Source organism: Sorangium sp. So ce1335 (assembly GCF_051521615.1).
Classification (GTDB): Bacteria; Myxococcota_A; Polyangia; order Polyangiales; family Polyangiaceae; genus Sorangium.
On record NZ_CP150363.1, the window covers coordinates 885,486 to 906,858 of the forward strand.

General features: G+C 71.1%; 13 protein-coding genes. 4 read left to right on the forward strand and 9 right to left on the reverse strand.

Going from position 1 to position 21,373, the window contains the following annotated elements; genetic code table 11:
* Positions 1-50: 50 nt before the first annotated feature.
* Both WMF24_RS03175 and WMF24_RS03180 read right to left on the reverse strand, forming a co-directional pair.
* Positions 51-1,145 carry a hypothetical protein gene (locus tag WMF24_RS03175; protein ID WP_437734853.1) on the reverse strand — a complete coding sequence of 365 codons (1,095 nt, stop codon included), beginning with the start codon at positions 1,143-1,145 and terminating at the stop codon, positions 51-53.
* Positions 1,142-3,400: a DEAD/DEAH box helicase gene (locus WMF24_RS03180; protein WP_437734854.1), complete on the reverse strand. Its 2,259-nt coding sequence runs from the start codon at positions 3,398-3,400 to the stop codon at positions 1,142-1,144. The genes WMF24_RS03175 and WMF24_RS03180 overlap by 4 nt, the downstream gene beginning before the upstream one ends.
* Before the next feature lie 314 nt (positions 3,401-3,714).
* On the opposite strand from WMF24_RS03180, the gene WMF24_RS03185 reads away from it, so the two are divergent.
* From WMF24_RS03185 to WMF24_RS03195, 3 genes are all read left to right on the forward strand, one after another.
* Positions 3,715-4,305 (forward strand): Uma2 family endonuclease, encoded by a 591-nt coding sequence (locus tag WMF24_RS03185; protein WP_437734855.1) that lies wholly within the window; start codon positions 3,715-3,717, stop codon positions 4,303-4,305.
* Between the two features lie 232 nt (positions 4,306-4,537).
* Positions 4,538-5,857 (forward strand): hypothetical protein, encoded by a 1,320-nt coding sequence (locus tag WMF24_RS03190; protein WP_437734856.1) that lies wholly within the window; start codon positions 4,538-4,540, stop codon positions 5,855-5,857.
* 129 nt (positions 5,858-5,986) lie between these two features.
* The gene (locus WMF24_RS03195) at positions 5,987-7,012 is read left to right on the forward strand and encodes an AraC family transcriptional regulator (protein WP_437734857.1); all 1,026 of its coding nucleotides are present in this window, start codon (positions 5,987-5,989) and stop codon (positions 7,010-7,012) included.
* A 155-nt stretch (positions 7,013-7,167) separates the two neighbouring features.
* Here WMF24_RS03195 and WMF24_RS03200 read toward each other — a convergent pair whose 3' ends face one another.
* The 4 genes from WMF24_RS03200 to WMF24_RS03215 form a co-directional block, all read right to left on the reverse strand.
* Entirely contained in the window at positions 7,168-10,302 is a 3,135-nt protein-coding gene (locus WMF24_RS03200) for an efflux RND transporter permease subunit (RefSeq protein WP_437734858.1), read from the reverse strand.
* Positions 10,303-10,312: 10 nt separating this feature from the next.
* Positions 10,313-11,689, reverse strand: coding sequence for an efflux RND transporter periplasmic adaptor subunit (locus tag WMF24_RS03205; RefSeq protein ID WP_437734859.1), 1,377 nt, complete (start codon positions 11,687-11,689; stop codon positions 10,313-10,315).
* A 1-nt stretch (position 11,690) separates the two neighbouring features.
* Positions 11,691-12,020: a hypothetical protein gene (locus tag WMF24_RS03210; RefSeq protein ID WP_437734860.1), complete on the reverse strand. Its 330-nt coding sequence runs from the start codon at positions 12,018-12,020 to the stop codon at positions 11,691-11,693.
* Between the two features lie 112 nt (positions 12,021-12,132).
* The gene (locus tag WMF24_RS03215; RefSeq protein WP_437734861.1) at positions 12,133-12,756 is read right to left on the reverse strand and encodes a methyltransferase family protein; all 624 of its coding nucleotides are present in this window, start codon (positions 12,754-12,756) and stop codon (positions 12,133-12,135) included.
* A gap of 194 nt (positions 12,757-12,950) precedes the next feature.
* Between WMF24_RS03215 and WMF24_RS03220 the strand changes: the two genes are divergently transcribed.
* The gene (locus WMF24_RS03220) at positions 12,951-13,511 is read left to right on the forward strand and encodes an RNA polymerase sigma factor (protein WP_437734862.1); all 561 of its coding nucleotides are present in this window, start codon (positions 12,951-12,953) and stop codon (positions 13,509-13,511) included.
* A gap of 185 nt (positions 13,512-13,696) precedes the next feature.
* Here WMF24_RS03220 and WMF24_RS03225 read toward each other — a convergent pair whose 3' ends face one another.
* The 3 genes from WMF24_RS03225 to WMF24_RS03235 form a co-directional block, all read right to left on the reverse strand.
* A complete protein-coding gene (locus WMF24_RS03225; protein WP_437734863.1) occupies positions 13,697-13,948 on the reverse strand; it encodes an RNA polymerase sigma factor in 252 nt (83 codons plus the stop codon).
* 255 nt (positions 13,949-14,203) lie between these two features.
* Positions 14,204-14,644, reverse strand: a complete 441-nt coding sequence (locus WMF24_RS03230) for a DUF4265 domain-containing protein (RefSeq protein ID WP_437734864.1) — start codon at positions 14,642-14,644, stop codon at positions 14,204-14,206.
* On the reverse strand, positions 14,644-21,324 hold the full coding sequence (locus tag WMF24_RS03235) for an RHS repeat-associated core domain-containing protein (RefSeq protein ID WP_437734865.1): 6,681 nt from the start codon (positions 21,322-21,324) through the stop codon (positions 14,644-14,646). Before WMF24_RS03235 ends, WMF24_RS03230 begins: the two co-directional genes overlap by 1 nt.
* Positions 21,325-21,373 lie beyond the last annotated feature (49 nt).

Genomic DNA, 21,373 nt, shown 5'->3' on the forward strand with positions numbered 1-21,373 from the left:
GGCGAAGCGGTTCGGGGCGACCGTGGAGCGGTTCGGGGCATGGTCCGCCCTCAGCGCCGCTTCGCGCACGCCGGGCATGCGATCCTGCCCTGCGCGTTCGGCGCGCACACCTCGCAGAGCAGGTGCATCCGATCGTCGCAGGCCGCCGGCCTCGCCGTCGCCGCGCCGCACGCCTCGCAGTTGAGCCGGTCCAGGCTCGACGCGCCCGCCGGGAGCCGCACGACGAGGTCCCGCGCCTCCTTGCGGCGCCGGAGACGCAGGCTCACGAGCGCCGCCGGGACCTCGGCGATCACCAGCGCGGCGACCGAGCACGTCACCCTCGCCGCGAACCGCCCGGGCAAGGCCTCGAGCTTCGCGTTCCGCTCGGCGACGAGGTGCGCGACCTTGGCCTCGACGGCCTTCGGATCCGCGCGCCGCCGAGGCGCCCGCGCCTCCGCGATCAGATCCGCGAAATACGACACGATCCGGTCGTGATCCCGCGCGTGCCGGCGCTCGACCTCGCCGAGCAGCGGCTGCACCGCCGCCCGCACCGCCCGCTCCGCACGGAGCGCGATCCCGTCCGCCACGCGGCCGTCCACCGAGAGCGGCGCGGCGCTCGGTTGCACGAGCGCGCTCGGCCAGGCGAGATCCAGGTGCGCGGCCACCGCGGCGTCCGGCTCGCCGCCGTCGTCCGCGTTCACAACGACCCGGACCAGCCCCTCGCGCCGATCGTCGGCCTCGACCCCGTACGCGACGCTGGCCGCGACGTACACCGCCGTGCCCACCGAGATCGGACCGGGCTCGCAGAGCCCGTTGCGCAGCACGAAGCGATCCGCGGCGGCCCTCACCTGAGCGGCCCGCGGCGGATCCGCCGCGAGCCGCACCGAGGTGGAGACGGGCCGCACGCGCGCCCTCGCGATGAGCCGCTCGAGAAGCGTCGAGCCGAGGCCGCACGCGACGTCCCCGTCCCGATCGGGGTAGAGCGCGAGGGCACACTCCTCCGGGACCTCGAGCTCCGCCGCGAGCCGCGGCGGCAGGAGCGCCACCGCCCGCGCCTCCTCCCGCTCGGCGAGCGCTCCGGCCTCGGCGAGCGCCTCGACAACGAATTCGAGCGGTGACGGCAGCGCGCCAAGCGCAGGTGAGACAGCGCCCCGCGCCGCGCTCATGCCCCGTAGTCCTTCCCAAACAGCTTCGCGTCGAGGCGCTTCACCTGCTCGTAACGCCCGCGCGCCGCGGCGAGCTCCTCGGCGATGGCGTCGAAGCCGCTCGCTATCTCCTCCTCCGAGCGCGACGTCGCGTAAAGGGAGACGATCCGCTCCTCCAGGTCGCGCTCGTCGGCCATGTTGCCGAGCACCATGTCCATCTCCCCCACGACCAGCTCGAACAGGTGCAGGCGGCGATCCAGCAGATCGAGGACGCGCTCCTCGGCCGTGCCGCGCGCGCAGAGGTTGTAGACGCGCACCTCCTCTCGCTGGCCCATCCGGTGCAGCCGCCCGATCCGCTGCTCGATCAGCATGGGATTGTAGGGAAGATCGAAGTTCACGAGGACATGGCAGTGATGGAGGTTGTGGCCCTCGCCGCCGGCGTCGGTGGAGACGAGCACGCGCGCGCGGCCGTCACGGAAGGCCGAGAGCGCCGCGCGCTTGTCCGCGGCGGAGAGGCCGCCGTGGAACGCCGCGGGCTCGACGCCGGCGTCGCGGAGCACGGCCTCGATGTACGAGAGCGTGTCGCGGAACCGGGTGAAGACGAGGATCTGCTCGTCGTGAGCGCGCGCGAGATCGACGAGCGCGCCGCCCTTCCGGGACGCGCGGACCGAGGCGGCGAGCTCCGCGAGGGCGGCGAGCGCGGCGCGCAGCGCGGGGACGCGCCCGTCGCTCGCGCTCATGCGGTCCAGGCTCCCGCGCACCGCGGCGGGGCTCGATCCGGCGCCGAGCAGGAGCGTCGAGGCCATCCTCCGGGCCCCGGCGTCGGCCGCGTGCGCGCGCACGAGCGCGAGGACGCGCTCGTAGAGCTCGCGCTCCTCCGGGAGCGGATCGACGATCGCCGTGGTCACGTAGCGGGGCGGCAGCGCGAGGCCGCTGTCGGCGCGGGTGTTGCGCACCATCACCTCGGCGAGCAGGGCGCGCAGCCGCTCGCGGTTCTTCGGCGACAGCGGGTCCTTCGGGTCGACGAACTGCGCGCGGAAGGCGGCCGGGGTCGCGAATTGCCCGGGCTTGAGCAGCGTCACGAGGTTGTAGAGCTCCTCGAGATCGGTCTCGATCGGCGTCGCCGTGAGCATCAGGAGGAACCGGCTGTGCAGGCCGTCGATCAGCTTGAACCCGGCGGTCGTGCGGCTCTTGACGTGGTGGGCCTCGTCGACGATCACGAGGTCCCACGGGGCGGCCTGGACGAGCGGCGCGTGCTTCGCGCTCCTCGCGAGGGCGAGCGACGCGACGACCACGCCCTCGTCGCGCCAGAAGGCCGCGGGGTCCGCCGTGCGCGCGGCGTCGTCCGTCGTGCGCGCCGCGAGCCCGGCCTTCTCCGCGAGCTCGCCCGTCCACTGGCCGACGAGCGCCGGGGGGACGAGGATGAGCGCCCGCCGGACCATCCCGCGGAGCTGGTACTCGCGCAGGATCATCAGCGCCTCGACGGTCTTGCCGAGCCCGACCTCGTCCGCGAGCAGCGCGCGCCCGCGGAACACGCGCAGGACGCGGCGCGCGGTCTCGATCTGGTAGCGGTGCGGCTCGACGCCGGTGAGCGCGGCGAGCGCGAGCAGCTCCTCGAACTGCTCGGCCGAGGCGAGCAGGTGGGCGCGCAGCGCGTGGCTCACCGCCGCGAGCGAGGCCGGCGGGCCCTCGAGCTGGCGGAGCAGCTCGGACCGGTCGAGGCCGGACACCAGGAGCGGCGCTGGCTTCCTCGGAGGCGGGGCCGGCAGAGGAGCGGGCTCGGGCAGGCGCTCCGGGGGCGTGGCGGTCGGGGGGCGTCGAGGCGGCTCGGCGGGCGCGTCGGTCCGGCGAGCCCGCGCGGGAGGGCGAGTGGCAGGGCGTTCCAGCGCCGGCGGCGGCTCCGCACGGTACGCCCGGAGGAGCTGCTGGACGTCGTGCCGGAAGACGAGCTGACCCAGCCGGCGCGAGAGACCGACATTGCGGTCGATGCAGAACGTCCTCGCATTGTAGGCCAGGAACGCCGGATCCGCGCTCGTCGATTCGCGCATCCGATCGATGAGCCCGCCTCCCGCGAGCGCCAGCGGAAGACCGTTTGCCAGCAGCAGGTCATACGCCTCATCGAGCGTCAGCGGCTCCCTGTGCGACCGACCCGAGAGCGCGAATGCCAGGGTGAAGAGATCAGCGCCAGAGAGCAGCTCGCCGCCGGCGCCCGAGGCGAGCAGCCGTCTCACGTCGCTCGCGGTGATGGACGTGATGGGCGCCGTGGAGACCTGCATGGCTTCGCCGCCTGTATCCCGCAGGCGCGGCGATGTCGAGGTGCCATGAGCGGGCGGGCGGCAGAGAACATGATGAATAATGTTTGGAAATGAATGCTTCTTGATCGGAATGCGCATCTCTCCGTGGCGCGCTGCACGGAGGCTGGCCTTGATGGCAGGGGGTGAGCTCGTGACCGACGGCCTCGGTGCTGATCCGGCTGACCTTCGTTGATGGACGGACGGAGCATCTCCCTTCAGCGCCGGGGTTGCTGCATCGCGTCGCGAACGAGCGCGGTGGTCTTGCCTCGCCACGTGCGCCCGGGCAGGCTTGGACCATGGGCCAGCCTGCCGCGAAGACCCGCCGCGCCACCTACGCCGACCTGGAGGCCGTCCCGCCGAACAAGGTGGCGGAGCTCATTGGAGGCGTGCTGCACGTCATGCCCCGGCCCGCGCCGCGACACGCGAACGCGAGCTCGGTCCTGGGTATCGAGATCGGCGGCCCTTTCCAGCGTGGCCGGGGTGGCCCCGGCGGCTGGTGGATCCTCGACGAGCCCGAGCTGCACTTCCCTGACCCGACCGCGCCAGGTGAGGTGGATGCGGTCGTGCCGGACATCGCCGGCTGGCGGCGCGAGAGGATGCCCGAGCTGCCGGAGACTGCCTACTTCCCGCTCGCCCCGGACTGGATCTGCGAGGTCCTGAGCCCGTCGACGGAGCAGGTCGATCGCGAGGAGAAGATGCCCGTGTACGCACGCGAAGGCGTGCGGCACGCCTGGCTCGTCGATCCCGTCAAGCGTACGCTCGAGACCTTCTCGCTTGTCCCTGGTCCGGGGTGGGAGCGCGGCCCGATCCATCGCGACGCCGCGCGCGTCCGCCTCGTGCCGTTCGAGGCCATCGAGCTCGACCTCTCCGTGCTCTGGGCGACGTAGCACGGCGATCACGGCGGCTTCGGCCGCACGCTCCACGGGGCGACGACGGGGACCTCCCGGCGCAACAAGGCGCCATCGCGGACGGCGCAGACCGGTAGCCGCGGTGAGGCCGCTTCGACCAGGTTCGTGGCCGGCGCGACCAAGCCGATCCGCGGCGACACCCTTATACCTCCTTTCACGCGTTCAGCCGGTGGCGGTCGACGCGCTTCATCACGACGCTTGGAGGTACCTCATGATCTATCGAATGCGACCCTCGCGGAGCCCGATCTGCCGGCGTGCTGCTTTGCTCATCACCACGGCCCTCACCGTCGCGGGATGCTGCGAAAACCCGGAAGACGACGGCCTCGAAGGGAGCGGCGGCGCGCCGACGAGCGCGGGCTCGGGCGGCAGCGGCACCTCGGGTGGCGATGGCGGCGCCTCGAGCAGCAGCAGCGCCTCGAGCAGCAGCGGCGTCTCGGAGGGCGACGGGGGCGCAGGCAGCGGCCTCGCCCCGACACACGGCGGCCTCGTCTCCATCCAGGATATCTCGATCGCCGGTGCGCCGCAGGCAGGTCACGGCCTCTCGGTGCAGGTCCTGTTCACCGCGGCGAAGCCCCCCAGCTACGAGGAGTCGCCCGGCCAGCCCACCGGATGCAAGGGATGGGTCCACGACGCGCAAGACAGTCCGCCGCCGCCGCTCACCGATCAGGGCGTCATCACGATCTCAGGGCTCGCGGGCGGACCGATCGCGTGCCGGTTCCAGAACGGTAGCTACGTCTGCCCGACCCACGATGGATCGGGCCAGACCAGCGTGACCGCCGGTGAGACGGGGACCGCAGCGTACGCTGTCGGCGGCGCGATGTTCTCCGCGGCCGACGTGGGGCGCACCCTGCGCGTGGACGGCGCGGCGGTGGGCGGAAACAACGGGGCCTTCCCCATCGTCGCCGTGGAGTCGAGCGATGTGGCGATCGTGGTCAATCCGAACGCGACCGATGAAGCGTTCGTGGCCAGCTATACCGTGCTCGCCGGCGTGGGACCCGTCCCCGGCAACCCCAGCGATCCGATCGCGAGCGGCGATGAGATCGTCGTGGGCATCGAGCCCGGCGGCTCGATGGCCTTCACGGTCCCCGATCTGGGACCCGTCGCGGCGGGGGAGGCCTTCGCGCTCGACGAGGCGTCGCTGACCCTCCTCGGCGCGGTGCCGCTCGATGGCGCGCCGATGACCCTGGGCTGCGGCGGCCAGGGCGAGAGCTGCGGAGCCGCGCAGGGCACGATCGTGCGCATCACCAGCACCGACGGCGACATCCAGGGGGCGTCGCCGTTCGCGATGCCGCCTCCCGCCGACAAGCAGGTCGAGATCCAGTGCATCGCGCTGGGAGGGGACGGCTCGATCACGGTCCCGGCCGAGGCGATGCAGCTGCTTCAAGAGGCACATCAGGCGACCTCGATCACACGCATCCGCACCGCGTTCATGCGCGAGGGCGTGGCGAGCGCCACGAACACCGCGCCAGAGCCCCCGAACACCGTCCACGCGCTGGTCGGGCACGGGATCCTCGGCTTCACGAGCCCCTGAGCCCGCACGACGGTCATCCTCCCCTGATCGCAGCGTCATGCCCGACGCGCCCGGAGAGCCGTCCGCTGCACGGATCGCCGTCCACGACGAGCGCCGGGCGCTGGCATGCGGAATGCTGGCGCCGGGCGCATGGTGCGACCCCGACCGACCGTCGTGGCGGGCGTGGTTCAGCGCGTCGTGGACCACGCGCTGCGGGCCGGCGTGCGGCCGGACGCCATGCGCCGCGCGACCCGCGTGCCGCTGGCGCTCGCCGAGGATCCCGCGAGACGCGTCGTGTTCGATCATCTGCTCGACCTGTGGACGTATCTGGGTCAAACGCTCGATGATCCGTCGTTGCCTATCCGGGTAGCGCAAGGGGCGGCCATCGAGGATCTGCACGTGCTCGGCTTCGCGATGATGACGGCGCCGTCCGTGCGCGACGCGCTGGACACGGTCGCTCGCTACGGCGCGTTGCTCACCGACTCGGGTCGCTGGGAGGTGACGGAGGCCGAAAGACGCGTCCACGTCCGGTGGTACCGCACGGGGCCTCTCACCCTGGGACACCGGCTGTCCAACGAGACGGCCGTCGCGCAGGGCCTCGGCAGCCTGCGGCGGATCGCCGGCGCCGATCTCACGCCCGTCGAGGTGACCTTCCGCCACCCGGCGCCGCCTCGCCGGGCCGGGCACAGCGCGTTCTTCGGTTGCCCCGTGCGCTTCGACGCCCCGCACGACGGGTTCTCCTTCCGCCGCGAGATCCTCGACGCGGCGCCTCCCTCTGCGAACCGGATGCTCTGGGAGTACCTGTGCAGGTCCGCGGAAGCGCTGTCGGAGCCGCTCGCCCCGCGCTCGATCGTGGACGCCGTCCGGCACCAGATCGTCCACGCGCTGTCGAGCGTCGACGGCGGTATCCCGTCGCTCTCGCTCGTGGCTCGCGCCCTCGGTACGACGGAGCGGACCCTGCGCCGACGCCTGGACGTCGAGGGGACGAGCTTCCGGAGCCTCGTCGAGGAGGTGCGCCGCGAGCGCGCCAGCGACTTGCTCCGGGGAGAGACGGCCAGCGTGACCGAGGTCGCGCTGCAGCTCGGCTTCGCGGACACGACCGCGTTCAGCCACGCGTGCCGGCGATGGTTCGGCCGCGCTCCGCGGGAGCTCCGGAGCTGCCTCCGCGCCAGGTAGAGCGCGAGGGCACACGCCTCCGGGACCTCGAGACGAGCGCCGGCGTCGCGGCGATGCGCCACGGCCCAGCAGAGCCCACCGCGAGCGCCTGGACGAGGACCAGGACGCCCCGCGGCGGCGGCGGTCGCGCGGAGGCGGGGGCGCGCGCTCACCGCCTACTCCGCGGCGGGCGACAGGACCGGGCCGGAGCGCGGCGGGGGATCGGGGGCGTCGGTCTCGCCGGCGGCGCCCGCGCGGAGCCGGCCGCCGACGACGCTGTAGAGCACCGGCAGGACGAGCAGCGTCAGGAGCGTGGACGAGATCACGCCGCCGATCACGACCGTCGCGAGCGGGCGCTGCACCTCGGCGCCGACGCCCGTGTTCAGCGCCATCGGCACGAAGCCCAGCGAGGCGACGAGCGCCGTCATGAGGACAGGACGCAGGCGCCGCTCGGCCGCGAGCTCGATGGCGGCCCGCACCGGCATCCCGGCCGCGGTGAGCTGCCGGATGGTGGAGACGAGCACCATGTCCCCGAGCACCGCGACGCCTGAAAGGGCCACGAACCCGACGCCCGCGGAGATGCTGAAGGGCAGGTCGCGGAGCCAGAGCGCGACGACGCCGCCGATCGCAGCGAACGGAACGCCCGTGAAGACGCGGGCCGCATCGAGCAAACGCCCGTACGTGAAGTAGAGCAGGAGCAGGATCAGCCCGAGCGCGACGGGCACCACCACGAGCAGCCGCGCCTGCGCCCGCTCGAGGTGCTCGAACTGCCCGCCGAAGCGGACGTAGTAGCCGGGCGGGAGCTCGACCTCTCGATCGAGCCTCGCCCTCGCCTCCTCGACGTAGGTGCCCACGTCGCGGCCCCGGACGTTCGCCTGCACGACGATCCGGCGCTTCGCCCACTCGCGGTGGATCGCCGTCGGCCCCTCGGCCGTGCGGATCTTGGCGAGCCTCGCGAGCGGGATGCGCTCCCCGCCGGACGCGGTGACCAGGATGCGGCCGATGGAGGCGGGGTCCTCCCGGTAGCGATCGTCGATGCGCAGCGTCACAGGGAAGCGGCGCTCGCCCTCCTGGAGCTGCCCCACCTCCCGCGCGCCGAGGGCCTCGACGACATCCAGGACATCGGCGGCGGCGATGCCGTGCCGGGCGATCGCGTCGCGGTCGACCTCGATCTCGAGCACCGGCTGGCCCGTGACCTGCTCGGTCACCACGTCCGCGGCGCCGGGGATCTTCTTGAGCACGGCCTCGATCTCGCGCGCCTTCTGCTTCAGCGTGTCGAAGTCGTCGCCGAACAGCTTCACCCCCAGATCGGCCCGGATCCCGGCGACCATCTCGTTGACCCGCATCTCGATCGGCTGCGTGTAGATGACGCGCATGCCCGGCATCCCCGAGAGCTCCGACTCCATCGCCTCGACGAGCTCGTCCTGGGTCTCGGCGCGCTTCCACGCCTCGCGCGGCTTGAGCGTGATGAACATGTCGGACAGCTCGAGCCCCATCGGGTCCGTGGCCACCTCGGCCGTGCCCGTGCGGGTCCAGACGCGCTCGATCTCGTCCGGGAACCGCTCGAGCAGGACCCGCTCGAGCTGGGTGCCGTAGCGGATCGACTCGCCCGCCGAGACCCCCGAGAGCCGCACGGTGTTGGCCACGAGGGTGCCCTCGCGGAGCCGCGGCACGAACTCGGCGCCGAGCCGCGTCGCCAGGAAGACCGCGTTGCCGAGGAGCAGCACGGCGCCCGCGAGCACCGCCCAGCGCCACCGCAGCGCGAGCTGCAGCACGGGCCGGTAGCCCCGCTTGAGGAGGCGGACGAGCACGTTCTCGCGCTCCTTCAGGCGGCGCGGCAGGAGCAGGCTCGCGAGCACCGGCATCAGCGTGAGCGACAGGATCATCGAGCCGATGAGCGCGAAGATCACGGTGAGCGCCATCGGCCGGAACAGCTTCCCCTCGGCCCCCTCGAGGGCGAGGATCGGCAGGTAGACGATCATGATGATCAGCTCGCCGAACATCGTCGGCCTGCGCACCTCGATGGATGCATCCCGCACCACGTCCGTCGTGCTCCGGTCGCTCGAGTCCTCCGAGAGCCGCCGGACCGAGTTCTCGACCATGATCACCGAGCTGTCGACGACGAGGCCGAAGTCGATGGCGCCGAGGCTCATGAGGCTCCCCGCCACGCCGGCGCGGAGCATCAGATCGAAGGCGAAGAGCATCGACAGGGGGATGGCCGAGGCCACGATGAGCCCCGCGCGGAGGTTGCCGAGGAAGGCGAAGAGCACCGCGACGACGAGGAGCGCGCCCTCGAGCAGGTTCTTCTCCACGGTGCCGAGCACCCTGTCGATGAGCTCGGTGCGATCGTAGACGACCGCGACGTCGACCCCGGCCGGCAGGCTCTTCTTGACCTCTTCCAGGCGCGCCTTGAGCCGGGTCGTGACGTCGTGGCTGTTCTCGCCCATCAGCATGAAGCCGAGGCCGAGCACGACCTCGCCCTGGCCGTCCGCGGTGACGGCGCCCCGCCGGATCTCGCGCCCCTCGACCACCCGCGCGACGTCGCGCACCCGGATGGGGGCCCCGCCCTTGGCGGCGACGACGATGTCCTCGATGTCGCTCACCCGGGTCGCGATGCCGATGCCCTGGATCAGGCTGGACTCGCCGGCCTGGTCCAGGGTGCCTCCGCCCACGTTGGTGTTGTTGCGCTCCAGCGCGCTCGCCAGGTCGTTGAGCGAGAGCCCCCGCGCCGCGAGCTCCGCGGGGTCGACGAGGACCTGGACCTGGCGCTCGTCGCCGCCCCAGGCGTTGACCTCGGCCACGCCGCGCACCGAGCGGAGCTGCGGCGCGATGACCCAGTCGTGGACCGTGCGCAGCTCGCTCAGCGACTTGCCCTTGCCCGTGACCACGTAGTGGAACACCTCGCCGAGCCCGGTGGCCACCGGGCCGAGCTCCGGGCGGTCGATGCCCGGCGGCAGCGCCACGGTCTGGAGCCGTTCCATGACGACCTGGCGGGCCAGGTAGATGTCCGTGTCGTCCTCGAAGCGGGCGGTGACCTGGGAGAGGCCGAAGCGGGAGAGCGAACGGACCTCCTCGAGCCGCGGCAGCCCCGAGATCGCCTGCTCGACGGGCGCGGTGATCTGGCGCTCGATCTCGACGGGCGAGAGGGCAGGGGCGACGGTGTTGATCTGCACCTGCACCGGCGTCGTGTCCGGGAAGGCGTCGATCGGCAGGCGGCGGAAGGCGAGGAGGCCCGCCAGGGAGAGGCCGATCGAGGCCAGGATCACGAGCAGCCGGTGGCGGAGCGACCAGGTGATGACGGCGTTCAGCATGGCCCGCGCCTCACTCTTCGCCGCAGCAGCCGGCGCCGATGCTCTCCTTGAGGGTCTCGGTCTTGAGCAGGAAGCTCCCTTCTGTCGCGACCTCCTCGCCGGGGCGCACGCCCTTCTTCACCTCGACGAGGTCGCCCTCGGTCGCCCCGATCTCGACCCGCCGCGCCTCGAACTGGTCCTCCGCGAGCCGCACGAACACGAGCTTCACCGTCCTCGCGCGCTGGACGGCGGCGCGGGGCACCATGACCGCGGCGCGCGACGGGGCGAGGATGCGCGCCCGGCCGAACATGTTGGCCCGCAGCGCGCCGTCCGGGTTGGCGAGCGGCACGCGCGCCTTGGCGGTGCGCGTGGCCGGGTCGATGGCCGGCGCCACGTACGTGATCTCCCCCTTGAGCTCGCGCCCCTCGATGCCGTCGACCTCGATGACCACCGGCTGCTTCAGCGAGACGGCCGGCAGGTCGGTCTCCGGGACGTCGAGCTCGGCCCACATGCTCGAGACGTCGACCACCTCGAACAGGGTCTCCTCGACGCCGACGAGCCTGCCCACGGTCGCCTTGCGCTGCGTCACGACGCCGGCGAGCGGGGCGGCGAGCGTGTAGCCCCCGCTCCCGCCCGCGCTCGCGCCCACGACGGCCAGGGAGGCCGCGAACGAGGCGCGCTCGGCGCGGGCGGCGTCGAGCTCCTGCTGCGCGGCGAGCACGCTCTTGCGCGAGGCGAGCCCTTCCCGCTCGAGCTGCTCCTCGCGCTTCAGGTTCTCCTCGGCGACCTTGAGGCGCGACAGCGCGCTGGCCAGCCGCGATCGATCGGCCCCCACCTCGGCGCTGTCGATGACCGCGAGCGGCGCGCCCTTCTTGACCTCGGCGCCCACGTCCACGTGGAGCTGCCGGACGACCCCCGGGGCGCGGGCGTTGATCTCCGCCACCTTGAGCGCGTCGTAGACGATCCGGGCGGTCACGGGGATGCCGCCGCCGCCCTGCCGCTCGACGGCCTTCTCGGTGAGGATGCCGGCGAGCCGGGCCGTGTCCTTGGTCTTGAACTTGACCTTCGTCCCGTCGGCCGGCGCGCCGTCGCTCGCCACGTCGGCGGCCGGCTTGCCGCCGCGCTCGGGGTGGCAGATCGGGCAGATGGACTCCGGGAGCTCGTGTTCTTTGCACCAGTCTCCCTTCGCCTGGAAGATCGGGGCGAGCTTCGGATTGCACTTCGTGCAGAGCGCCTCCAGCACGCCGTGCTCCTTGCACATGGCGCCCTCGACGGCGGCTGCGGCCCTGGGCTTCGCCCCGGCCTTCTCCCCTGCGGCGTCGTCGGTCGCTCCGGCCTTGCACCCCGGGAGAGCGGCGAGGAGCGCGGCGAGGAGCAGGAGCGCCACGATGTGAATGCGGCCGGGCATGTCAGCTCCCCTTCGGCGGCCTGACGATCTTCAGGTCGGGGTTGCACTTGAGGCACTGCGACTCGGGCAGCCCGTGCTCCGCGCACCAGTCGCCCGTGGCCTTGAAGGCCGGGACCAGATCCGGGTTGCAGCGGGTGCACTGCGACTCGGGCACCGCGTGCTCTCCGCACCAGTCCTCGTGGGAGCCGGGCTTCACGTCGGCGGGGGCGTGCGCCGCCTTGGCCTGCGTCTGCTCGGGCGCGACCTTGCCTTCGCTCGGCGCTTCCTTCGAGCACGACGCAGCACCGAGGGCGAGGACGCAGAGCACGAGCGAGATGGAACGAAGCTTCATGGGCGTGTTCTCCTTGTTGTTCGCAACGTCACGTGACGGACGAGCTCCGGGCAAGCGATCTCTCGCTCGTCCCTGGTCGATCGCGGACGGCGGAGTGTGCCTTCTGGCCAGCTCACGGCGAGCGCGGCGGGGCTCCGAGACCGAGGCCCGGCAGGAAGCGTCCCACCTTCGCGCAGTAGGCTGCGTAGGCGTCGCCGTGGCTGCGCAGCAGGTACGGCTCCTCGACGACCCGGACCTGCAGCTCGATCGCGGTGACCAGCGCCATGAACGAGGCGAGCGCGGCGGCGTTCGGCAGGACGAGCGTTATCCCGAGCGCGGTCAGCATCATGAAGCTGAAGATGGGATTCCGCGCCACGGCGAACGGCCCTCGGGTGACGAGCTTCGTGCGCTCCGCCTCGCTGACGCCGATGCGCCAGGACTCCCCCATCGCCCCCTGGGACCACAAGGTGCCGAGGATCCCTGCGAGGGTCGCGACGGCCCCGAGCCCGACGAGGAGGGGGCCAGGCTCGGCGAGCGGCCCGATCCAGCCGGCGAGCTCCGCGACCGGGGCGGCCAGGCCGAGGAGCACCGCGAGCCCGAAGAGCACGCCCCCGATCCAGGGCAGCGAGCCTGGCGGCCCCGAGATGCCGCGGAAGCCCGTCGAGCCGGTCGCGCGGCGCTGCCGGAGCGACCGCCATCCAAACGCGAGCGCCATGTAGACGACGTAGAGAGCAAGGGCGAACCAGGGGCGAGTCATCGTGAGCTCCAATCTTGCTGTTCCAGGGCCTCGCACGGCCTCGCAGGGATCGACGCGCCGCCCCTCCAAACCTTACGCGGATGCTGCGCGCTGAGCCGAGGCGGCTCGCGGAGGCCTCGCGCGCCTCGCCGAGCCGCCAGATTCTCCGGGGGGGTTGAGAGGAGGACCCGGCGGGCGCAAAATGGGAGGTGCCCATGGCCACCGACAAGCCGACCCGAGCGGCCCTTGCCGTGCGCGAAGCCCTGGCCGCCCAGCGCGGCGAGCTGCTGGAGAGCGTGCGACGCCGGGCCAGGGCAGGCGTCGATGCCGAGGAGGTGCTCCAGCGCGCGTTCGAACGGGCGCTTGCCCGGAGCGACCAGGTGCGCGACCCCGACCGCGCCGCGGCGTGGGTGGGGCGGGTTGTGCGCAATGTCCTCCTCGACGAGCTGCGCAGGAAGCGCGACGTGGTGCTCCCGGTCGATGATATCGAGCTCCCGTCCGTCGAGGGGGACGGCATCGACTGCATGTGCGTGCTCGCCCAGGCCGAGCGACTGAAGCCCGAGTACGCGCTCATCCTGAAGCGCGTCGTCGTCGACGGCACGGCGGTCACGGATGTCGCCGCCGAGCTCGGTGTGACGCCGGGCAACGCGATGGTGCGGCTGCACCGCGCCCGAAAAGCGTTGAAGGACCGCCTGGAGGAGCACTGCGGGACGACATCGGTGCTGTCCTGCTCGGAGTGCGGCTGCGATGAGCGAGGCTGTTGCCCGCCGTCGTGACGAGCTCGTGGCGCGTTTGAGGCTAGAGCAACAAACGGGTTGAACCCGCCTGAAACGAGCAGAGCTTGGAACCGCCAAGACGCCAAAGACGCCAAGAAGAAGACAATGTCTTGGCGTCCTTGACGTCTTGGCGGTTCATTTCTCGCTCGCTCAACGAGATCGTTGTTCTAGCCAGTCGTTGAGCCTCACCGACGAAGCAAGATCCAGAGCTTCCTTCGGGCTCGCTCGATCTGCCGCACCGTCGTCGAGCTTGGCATGCCGAGTGTGCGCGCGATGTCGCGAATGCGGTGGCCGGTGGCGCGGAGAGCGAGCACCTGCCGGTCGCGCTGCGGCAACCTCGACAGGGCGAGGCGCACGGCGAGGAGGCGCTCGCGCGCCTCGACGAGGAGCTCGTCGTCCCGCGGCGGGTCCGGCTGAACGCTCCACGGATCCGCCACCGGGATCTCCCGGCGAACGCAGGCTCGGTTGCGGTGGTGCCCGACCTTGCGCCAGATGATGCCGTGGAGCCAGCCGAGGAGCGCTCGACGCGGGCCGAGGGACGTGTCCGGGCGGTATCGGCCCTCCTCGACAGTCGAGCTGGCCGCGGCCGATGTACCCGTACGTCTTCTCTCCGTCGCGGCTCGCGAGCGCGTGGAGCTTGCCGATCCCGTGCGCCGCGGTGTCCCAGGTCCACGTGGCCGTGTTCGAGAACATCACTGTCGCAGGATAGGCTCTTCGTAATCAATGGTTCCCTCGCTCGCTTCAGCTTGGAGATAGTCCTGAACGCCTCGCAGATTGACGTTCTCTGGGATGCTCGCCGCCAGCAGATTGTGGGCCTTGATGTACTCGGTTGAGCACCCCAAAGCGACGAGCTGGTTGTTAACCCGCTCTACGCAATCACGATCGAAGAATACGACCCTTACTAGCGAGTTCCGCGATCGATGCACAACCTGCTCGAACCAAAGAAGGCCGTCTTCTTCACGCGCCAAGACAGTATCGCCGATCGTGGCCTCCCGAGCGAAGAAGGGGACGTTGTCGAGGACAAACTCGCTTGCTTTTGTGGTCGGCTGTGCCCAAAGGGATTCCACGGCGACGGGCGGATAGCCGTCCTCGTCCTGAACCAATCGGAAATACACCTTCACTGTCTGGCCCATCAGTCGGAACCCTTTCGGAGGTTGCAGTCACGACAGAGCACTTGGCCGTTGTCGGGGGAGCCGATTCCGCCCTTGGATCTGGGGATGATGTGATCGACATGTGTTTCATTGGTCGGCGGCGTGACACCCTTGCGGCTCTGCTGCGCCGGAATCGTCGGCCGACCACAGTCCATGCAGGTCGTTTGTCCGCCATGGGCCGCGGCGTTTTCTGCCTTGACTTCGGCCTTGCCGGCCCGTGTGAATGCCTTGCCAGCGCGCTCGCCGCCGGGCGCGCTCCCTGCGGCAGATGCGGCGACCTGCGGGCCTCTGCTGCCCGATCCTTGCGACATCAGTGCCTGCGACAGCCCCTGAATCCCCGCCGCGATGTTCCCGACCCCACCGACGACGAGCCCGGTCGACACGACGATCGCAGGCACGCCGACCGCCGCGCCGACGCCGGTGGCGCTCGTGATGCCCCCGAAGACCTCCCCCGTCAAGCCCCCGATCGTGAGGGCCAGCCCTCCCACGATCTGCCCGATGGCCAGCCCCATCCTGGCTTCCGGCGTTCCACGGGCCAGCACGCCCGCGGCGTCCAGCAGCCCATGCCCGACGCCGGCGAAAGGAACCACGCCGAGCAGCAGCCCGGCGATGAACCCTCCCTCCACCTGCACGTAGGGGTTCTGCGACCAGTCGATCGGCGCCGTGGTCACCGGCTGCGGCACATGCCCGGAGGCGCTCCCGGTCGTGCTGACGTCGATCGGCGGCATGGCACCGCCCGTCTCGGCAGCCACGGTGTTGGTATCGGTGTCGGGCCGCGCCTCGTGCTTCGGCGACGGGACGACGCGCAGATCGAGTCCGATCGGCGCCAGGTCGAGTACTTCCAACCTGAGCTCCGCGCCGGCCGGCGGCGGTGAGCGAGCCTCGTCCTCCGGGGGCGCTTCTTGAAAGCCGCCCGGGTCGACGTAGGCGAGCGGGTTGTTCAGCACGTAGCTGTACGGGTTCCAGCTCTGTCCGAAGAACGGGAGGGAGATGATCGGGTCCGTGGTCAAGAATCGCCCGAGCCTTGGGTCGTAGATCCTGCCCTTCATGTTCACGAGCCCGAGCTCGTCGTCGCTCTCGTGCCCGGTGAACCCCTGCGTCGTCTCGCTCGGGAAAGACGCAGGCGGGCGCTCTCCCCACACGGGGTTTCTGCGCTGTCCGAACGGGTCGTAGCTCCGCCGCTCGATCACGTCGCCGTCCTCGTCGGTGAGCGCATCGATCGAGCCGAGGTGATCGACATGCACGTACCGGGTGCCGTCGTCCGTGCCTCCCCGGGTCACGATCGCCACGACCCGCTCCGGCGAGTGGACGTGGTACCGATGCTGCACGGTGCCCGACGCCCGATCGGTGACGCGCTCGACCAGGTCGCCGAAGTAGAGCGTCTCCTTCTCCGGCGTGGTCTTGCGGATCCGCTGCTGGTCGCCGTCGTATCCGAACGTGATGGTCGCCGCGCCCTGCGTGATGCGCTCCGGCAGGTCGAACGGCGTATAGTGCACGGTCGTGCCGCCGGGCCGCGCGATCTGATTGCCAACGGCGTCATAGGCGAAGCTGCCCGTACCCGCGCCGGTGACCGCGTGCGGATGCCGCGGGTCATCGTAGGAGAGCGTTCCGACGTCCGACTTGAAGGTGAGATTGCCGTTCGGGTGGTAGTCGTAGCGGAGCGCGCAGGGCGCCGACGCGCGCTCGACGTCGCTGAAGTACGCGCAGGTCAACCGCTGGAGCGGATCGAAGCGGAAGCGCTCCGTCGTGTTCTCGGGCTGGAGCGCGTCGGTGCGGCGCGTGAGATTGAGGAGATCGTCGAACCCGTAGTCCAGGTCCTGCACCTCCCCCGCGCCGCTCTGCGTCGCCATGTGCCTCAGGCGCTGCTTGTCGGCGAAGTAGCTCCGCTCCGTGACGGCGCCGTTGCCGAACACCTCCTCCCGGAAGCGCCCCGCGTCGTCCACGTCCGAAAGGCGCCAGTAGGCGAGCTTCGTTCCGCTGTCGCGCACGGCGAGCACATGGCCGTGCGCGTCGCGATCGTGGACCACGACGAAGGGCGCCGCGCCCGCCGGCGCCGGATACGTGACCGTCTCGACGCGACCGAGTTCGTCGTAGCCGAGCCTGGCCTCCAGGGGAGAGCGCTCGCCGTCGATGCGGAGCGAGATCGTGTCGAGCTGGCCGCGGCCGGTGTACCCGTACGTCTTCTCCCCATCGGGGCTCGCGAGCGTGTGGAGCTTGCCGACCCCGTGCGCCGCGGTGTCCCAGGTCCACAGGGTCGTCCGCCGCTCGGCGCCGTCTTGGTCCACGCGCGAGCGGGGTCGACTGAGCGCGTCGTACGTCCACGTGGTTTCTCGCTCGAGCGCATCGGTCGACGAGATCAGCTCGCCGAAGCCGTCATGGATCGAGACCGTCGTGCCCCGATCGGGGTCGTCGAGCCGCCGGACGCGGCCGAACGCGTCGCGCGTTGTGCGCGTCACCGCACCGCTTGGATCGGTGACCGTGTGGAGCATGCCGAACGGGCCGTAACTGTAACGGGTGATCCCGTCGGCTGCGTCGGTGATGGACTCGGTTCGCCCCAGCGGATCCTGCTCGGTCACCGTCACGTGATCGAGCGGGTCGGTGACGCGCACGAGCAGGCCATCGTACGCCGTCGTCGTGACCGCGTTCCACGGCGTCGTATGCCGCACTTCGCGGCCCACGGCGTCGTACTCGTAGCGATCGTACAGGATCGCGCTCTCGGGCGCGTCCTCGCGGACCGGCACCGAGCGCCGCGCGATGTGCTCGCCCAGCGCGTCGTACACGATTTCCTGCATCAAACGCTGCGTCTCACCCGACCCTTGCGACGGCTCGGGCCCGTACCAAAGCGATCGGATCGAGCGGCCAAGGCTGTCGAATTCGACCGTGTCGTCGGCCCCGCCGGTCGTCGTGCGCCGCTGCCTCACCCGCCACGCATCGTGCTCAGGGCCGCCGTCCTTGGTGCGGGAGAGCGTCACCGTCGTCGTCGTGCCGTCCGGGCGTATCTCGCGGCCAAGCCGCCCGAAGCCGTCGTGCGCCCACGTCGTCACGAGCTGATTCGGATCGACCCGCTCGAGGAGCACGCCGAGCGCGTCGTCGAACTCCACGAGCGTGGTGTGCCCGGCCGCGTTCACGTACTTCTCGGGGAAGAGGCCCTCGTCGTCGAAGTCCGTGCTGGATGTGCGCTTGTGCCCGAAGGCGTCCTCCGCCGTGACGCCGGTGATGTTCCCGAAGTCGTCGCGCGCATAGGTGAGCTTCAGCTTCGTGTCCCGCAGGCCGTCGTCGCTCTCGGTGGACTCGGTCTCCACCTCGCCGTAGATCGTGGTCGTTCGCGTGAGGCTCCGGCACTGCGACATCCCCGCCGCCGCGCTGCACTCCTTCTGCGTCTCGAGCTGGCCGAGGACCCAGCGCTCGGTGTCGTTCTTGAACGTCCGCGTGACCTCGAGCGTCAGGTTGACGCCATCGGTCGAGACCTCCTCGGCGCGCACGTTGCCGAACGTGTCGAAGTCCGTCACCTTCGATACCGAATCGCGCAGCAGCGTCGCGCCGTCGCCGCCGCGCTCGAGCTCCCGCACGTACGCCTCGACGGACGGCGCCGCGCCGCCCGGGGGCGGATAGACCCCTTGCGCTCGCCTCACCCGGCGCTCGGTGGGCAACGTGAAGTACGTCGCGCCGCCGTTCGTCGATACGAGCGTCCGCGTCACGTCGACGAACGAGAGCTCGATCTGCTCCGGCCTGGGCTGGCTCGCCAGCCCAGGAGCCCCGCGCAACGTCCGCTGGACGCTCCCGGCGAAGGGAAACACATGCAGCTCATCGTCGAAGGTGACGTGGTCGTAGACGTCGATCGCCACGGCGCCCGTATCCAGGTCGGAGACGATCCGCTCCCCGAACCCGAGAAATCCGCGGCCCAGGCGGTGGTAGCGCCCGTCGCGGTAGCCGACCTCGAAGCGCCGCGGTCGATCCGCGCCGTTGTTGAGCGCATACGCGCTGACCACCCGCCGAGGGCCCACGACGCAGCGACGCGGATAGCCGCAGTCGTCCGCCGCGCCGGAACGCGCGAGGTACAGCGGGCTCTCCCGCGCCGGATCCCCGGCTCCGTCGCCCGTTGCCACCGAAGCGTCGTCGGTCAGATGCCCGTACGAGATGCTCACGTTGGGCACGAAGCCCGGCTCGGTCGGGTCGTGCGCGTTCATTCCGTCGGAGACCGCGACCAGGAGATCCTGGTCGGCCGAGAGGTTCTGGAAGACGTTGAACACGCCGCCGAGCGAGAGGATCACGTCTTGCGCCCCATCCCCGTCGACGTCGCCGGTGCGCGGCCCGCGCGGATCGGCGAGGGTGACCGCGTCGCCCAGGCTGGCCTCGAACGGCACCTGCGGGTCGACGAGCGTGAACGGCGGCCCCGCACGGTCGCCCGTCGCCAGCAGGACGGCCCACGACGGCAGCGCATCGGAGCCGCCCAGCAGCATGCCTGGAGGGACCGGCATCAGGAGATCCTGCCGCCCATCGCCGTTGAAGTCGAGCGGCACGGCGAGCCGGAAGAATGCGTCCTGATCCGGGAAGTCCAGCAGATCGCCGAAGCTGAACGCATCGACGGTACGGAACGGCGAGGCCACGAAGGTCGGCCCCGTATTGATGTATGTTGTGAGCTGGCGATGGCCGAAGCCGGATTCGACGGCATCGGGCAAGCCGTCGCCGTTCACGTCCAGAAAAACGACGCGGCCCCCGGGGCCCACGACCGGAAGCGCGGTGTCGAACACCTCCCAGCGTCCATCGCCCCGGCGCGTGATCGCGTCGTAGCTGGCTCCGACGAGGACCGACCCGTCCCCGAACCGCCTCAAGTACGGCACGACGAGATCGATCTTGCTGTCGGCGTCGAGATCGAGCGTGTGGAATTCCGTATCGCAGGGATAGCCGGAGAGCGGCTCGATCGATTCGCCCGTGGGGTCGAATCCCGCGGGCGTCGCGCCGCGCGCAGGTCGCCAGAGGTGGACGGTCCACACCGCAAAGAGCGGCAGCGGTGCCAGTGCGTCGCGGGCGTGGTCCTCGCACTGGATCAGATCTGGCACGCCGTCGCCGTCCAGATCGGCGAGGTGCATCGACGCGCCGGGGCTGCTCAACCCGGGCGGCGCGGGCGTGGCTCGGAGCGGGAAGGGCCTGCGAATGCCGGTGTCATGGAGCGCGAAGGTCCAGTCCGGGCGGGACAGGAGCACGTGCCATGTGACCTCGGAACCGTAGACGTCATGGAGTAGGACGTCCGCCCGCCCGTCGTCGTCGTAGTCCAGGACCGTCCCGAGCTCGGGCTGAAGAAGGGCCGGATCGGAGGGCCCACTCGGATCGGCGACCGTGGGCCAGTCTTCAAGGAAGGCGAGCTCCGCCGGCGCGAGGAAGGACGGCGAGGCGCTGGGCCCGAGATTGCGCGCCACCGCCCACGCGGTGATCGGATTGCCCGGTGTGCTGAGCCCCGCGACCATGTCCGGAATCACGAGGTCGTCGCGCCCATCGCCGTCGACGTCGAACACCATCGGGCTCGCCCTCTCGGAGACCGGCTCGTCGATGTCCGTCGTGATCCGCTTGAACCCGGGCGTGGCACGGCTGTACTGAAACCGCGTGGCGGGCTTGCAAACCCCGTCGCCCGCGCACTCCTCGACCTGCGCCAGGAGCCTGCGGCGCGTCGCCGGGCTGAGCTCGTAGCCGAACCCGTAGCGCCGGACCAGGGTATCGCCCGGGCCGAGCATCTGGATCTCGTCCAGGCGAAGCGCGCGCTGGAGCGCCATGCCGCCCGAATAGCCGGTGCGGATCGCAGCCGGATCCTTCGTCCCATACACGAAGCGCACCGCCCGCGAAGGAGCGAGCAACGGCTTGCCCTCGAAGCTCGTGTAGCGGATCTCGTCCACCGCGTATTCGGCGGCGTGACCGTCCTCCGCCTCGGCGACGCAGTACGCGTATGTCATGGCGTTGCCGCGGCCGTCGCGGGCCTTGTTCGCGAGCCACGCGCGCGGGATGCCGCCCCGGGCGAGCGGCTTGCTGCCCTCGGTGCGCCCGTACTCGACGACGCGGCCGTCGGGCAGGTGCGCCTCGAAGAAGAGCGCCTCGGCGGGCGTAGCCCCTTCCGGAGGGTAGTGCCCGACCACCTTGACGAAGGTATCCGGGAACGTCCGGTATTCGATGGTTCCCGCCGCCTGTCCCACCGGAACGAGGCGCTGGCCATCGAGGCAGAGCGTGTCCTCGCCGTCGTACCTCACGGCGCGGATCTCCCCGTCCTGCGCGAGGTTCTTCGGACATCGCGTGATCGCGGAGAGCCCTGCGATGGAGAAGCCGGCGCCGAGCACGCCGTCGCCCGCATCGCTGCGATAGACGAGCTGGAGCCGAGGTCCCATGCCCGCGCGGGAGGGCACGGTGGCCAGTTCCATCGTGTACACGGCCTCCCCGGTGCTCGAGATGGAGAACGTCCCCGCGATCGTGCCGGCGGCGACGGTCTCGACCTCCGGCGCGGGGCGGGGCGTGGCAGGGCGGTGCGCGCGCTCGGTCCGGCAGGCGACGACGCCCTGAGGCGGCTCCAGGGGCGGGCCGCCGGAGTGGCACTGACATCCCCCCTGTGCGAAGACGCAGGCGAAAAACATCGAGAGCGGGATGAGCGCCCGGAGCACACATCGACGAACGATCACCATCGCAGCCTCCCTCACGCTGAGGGGGCCATGGCACGGCAGCCCCAGTCAA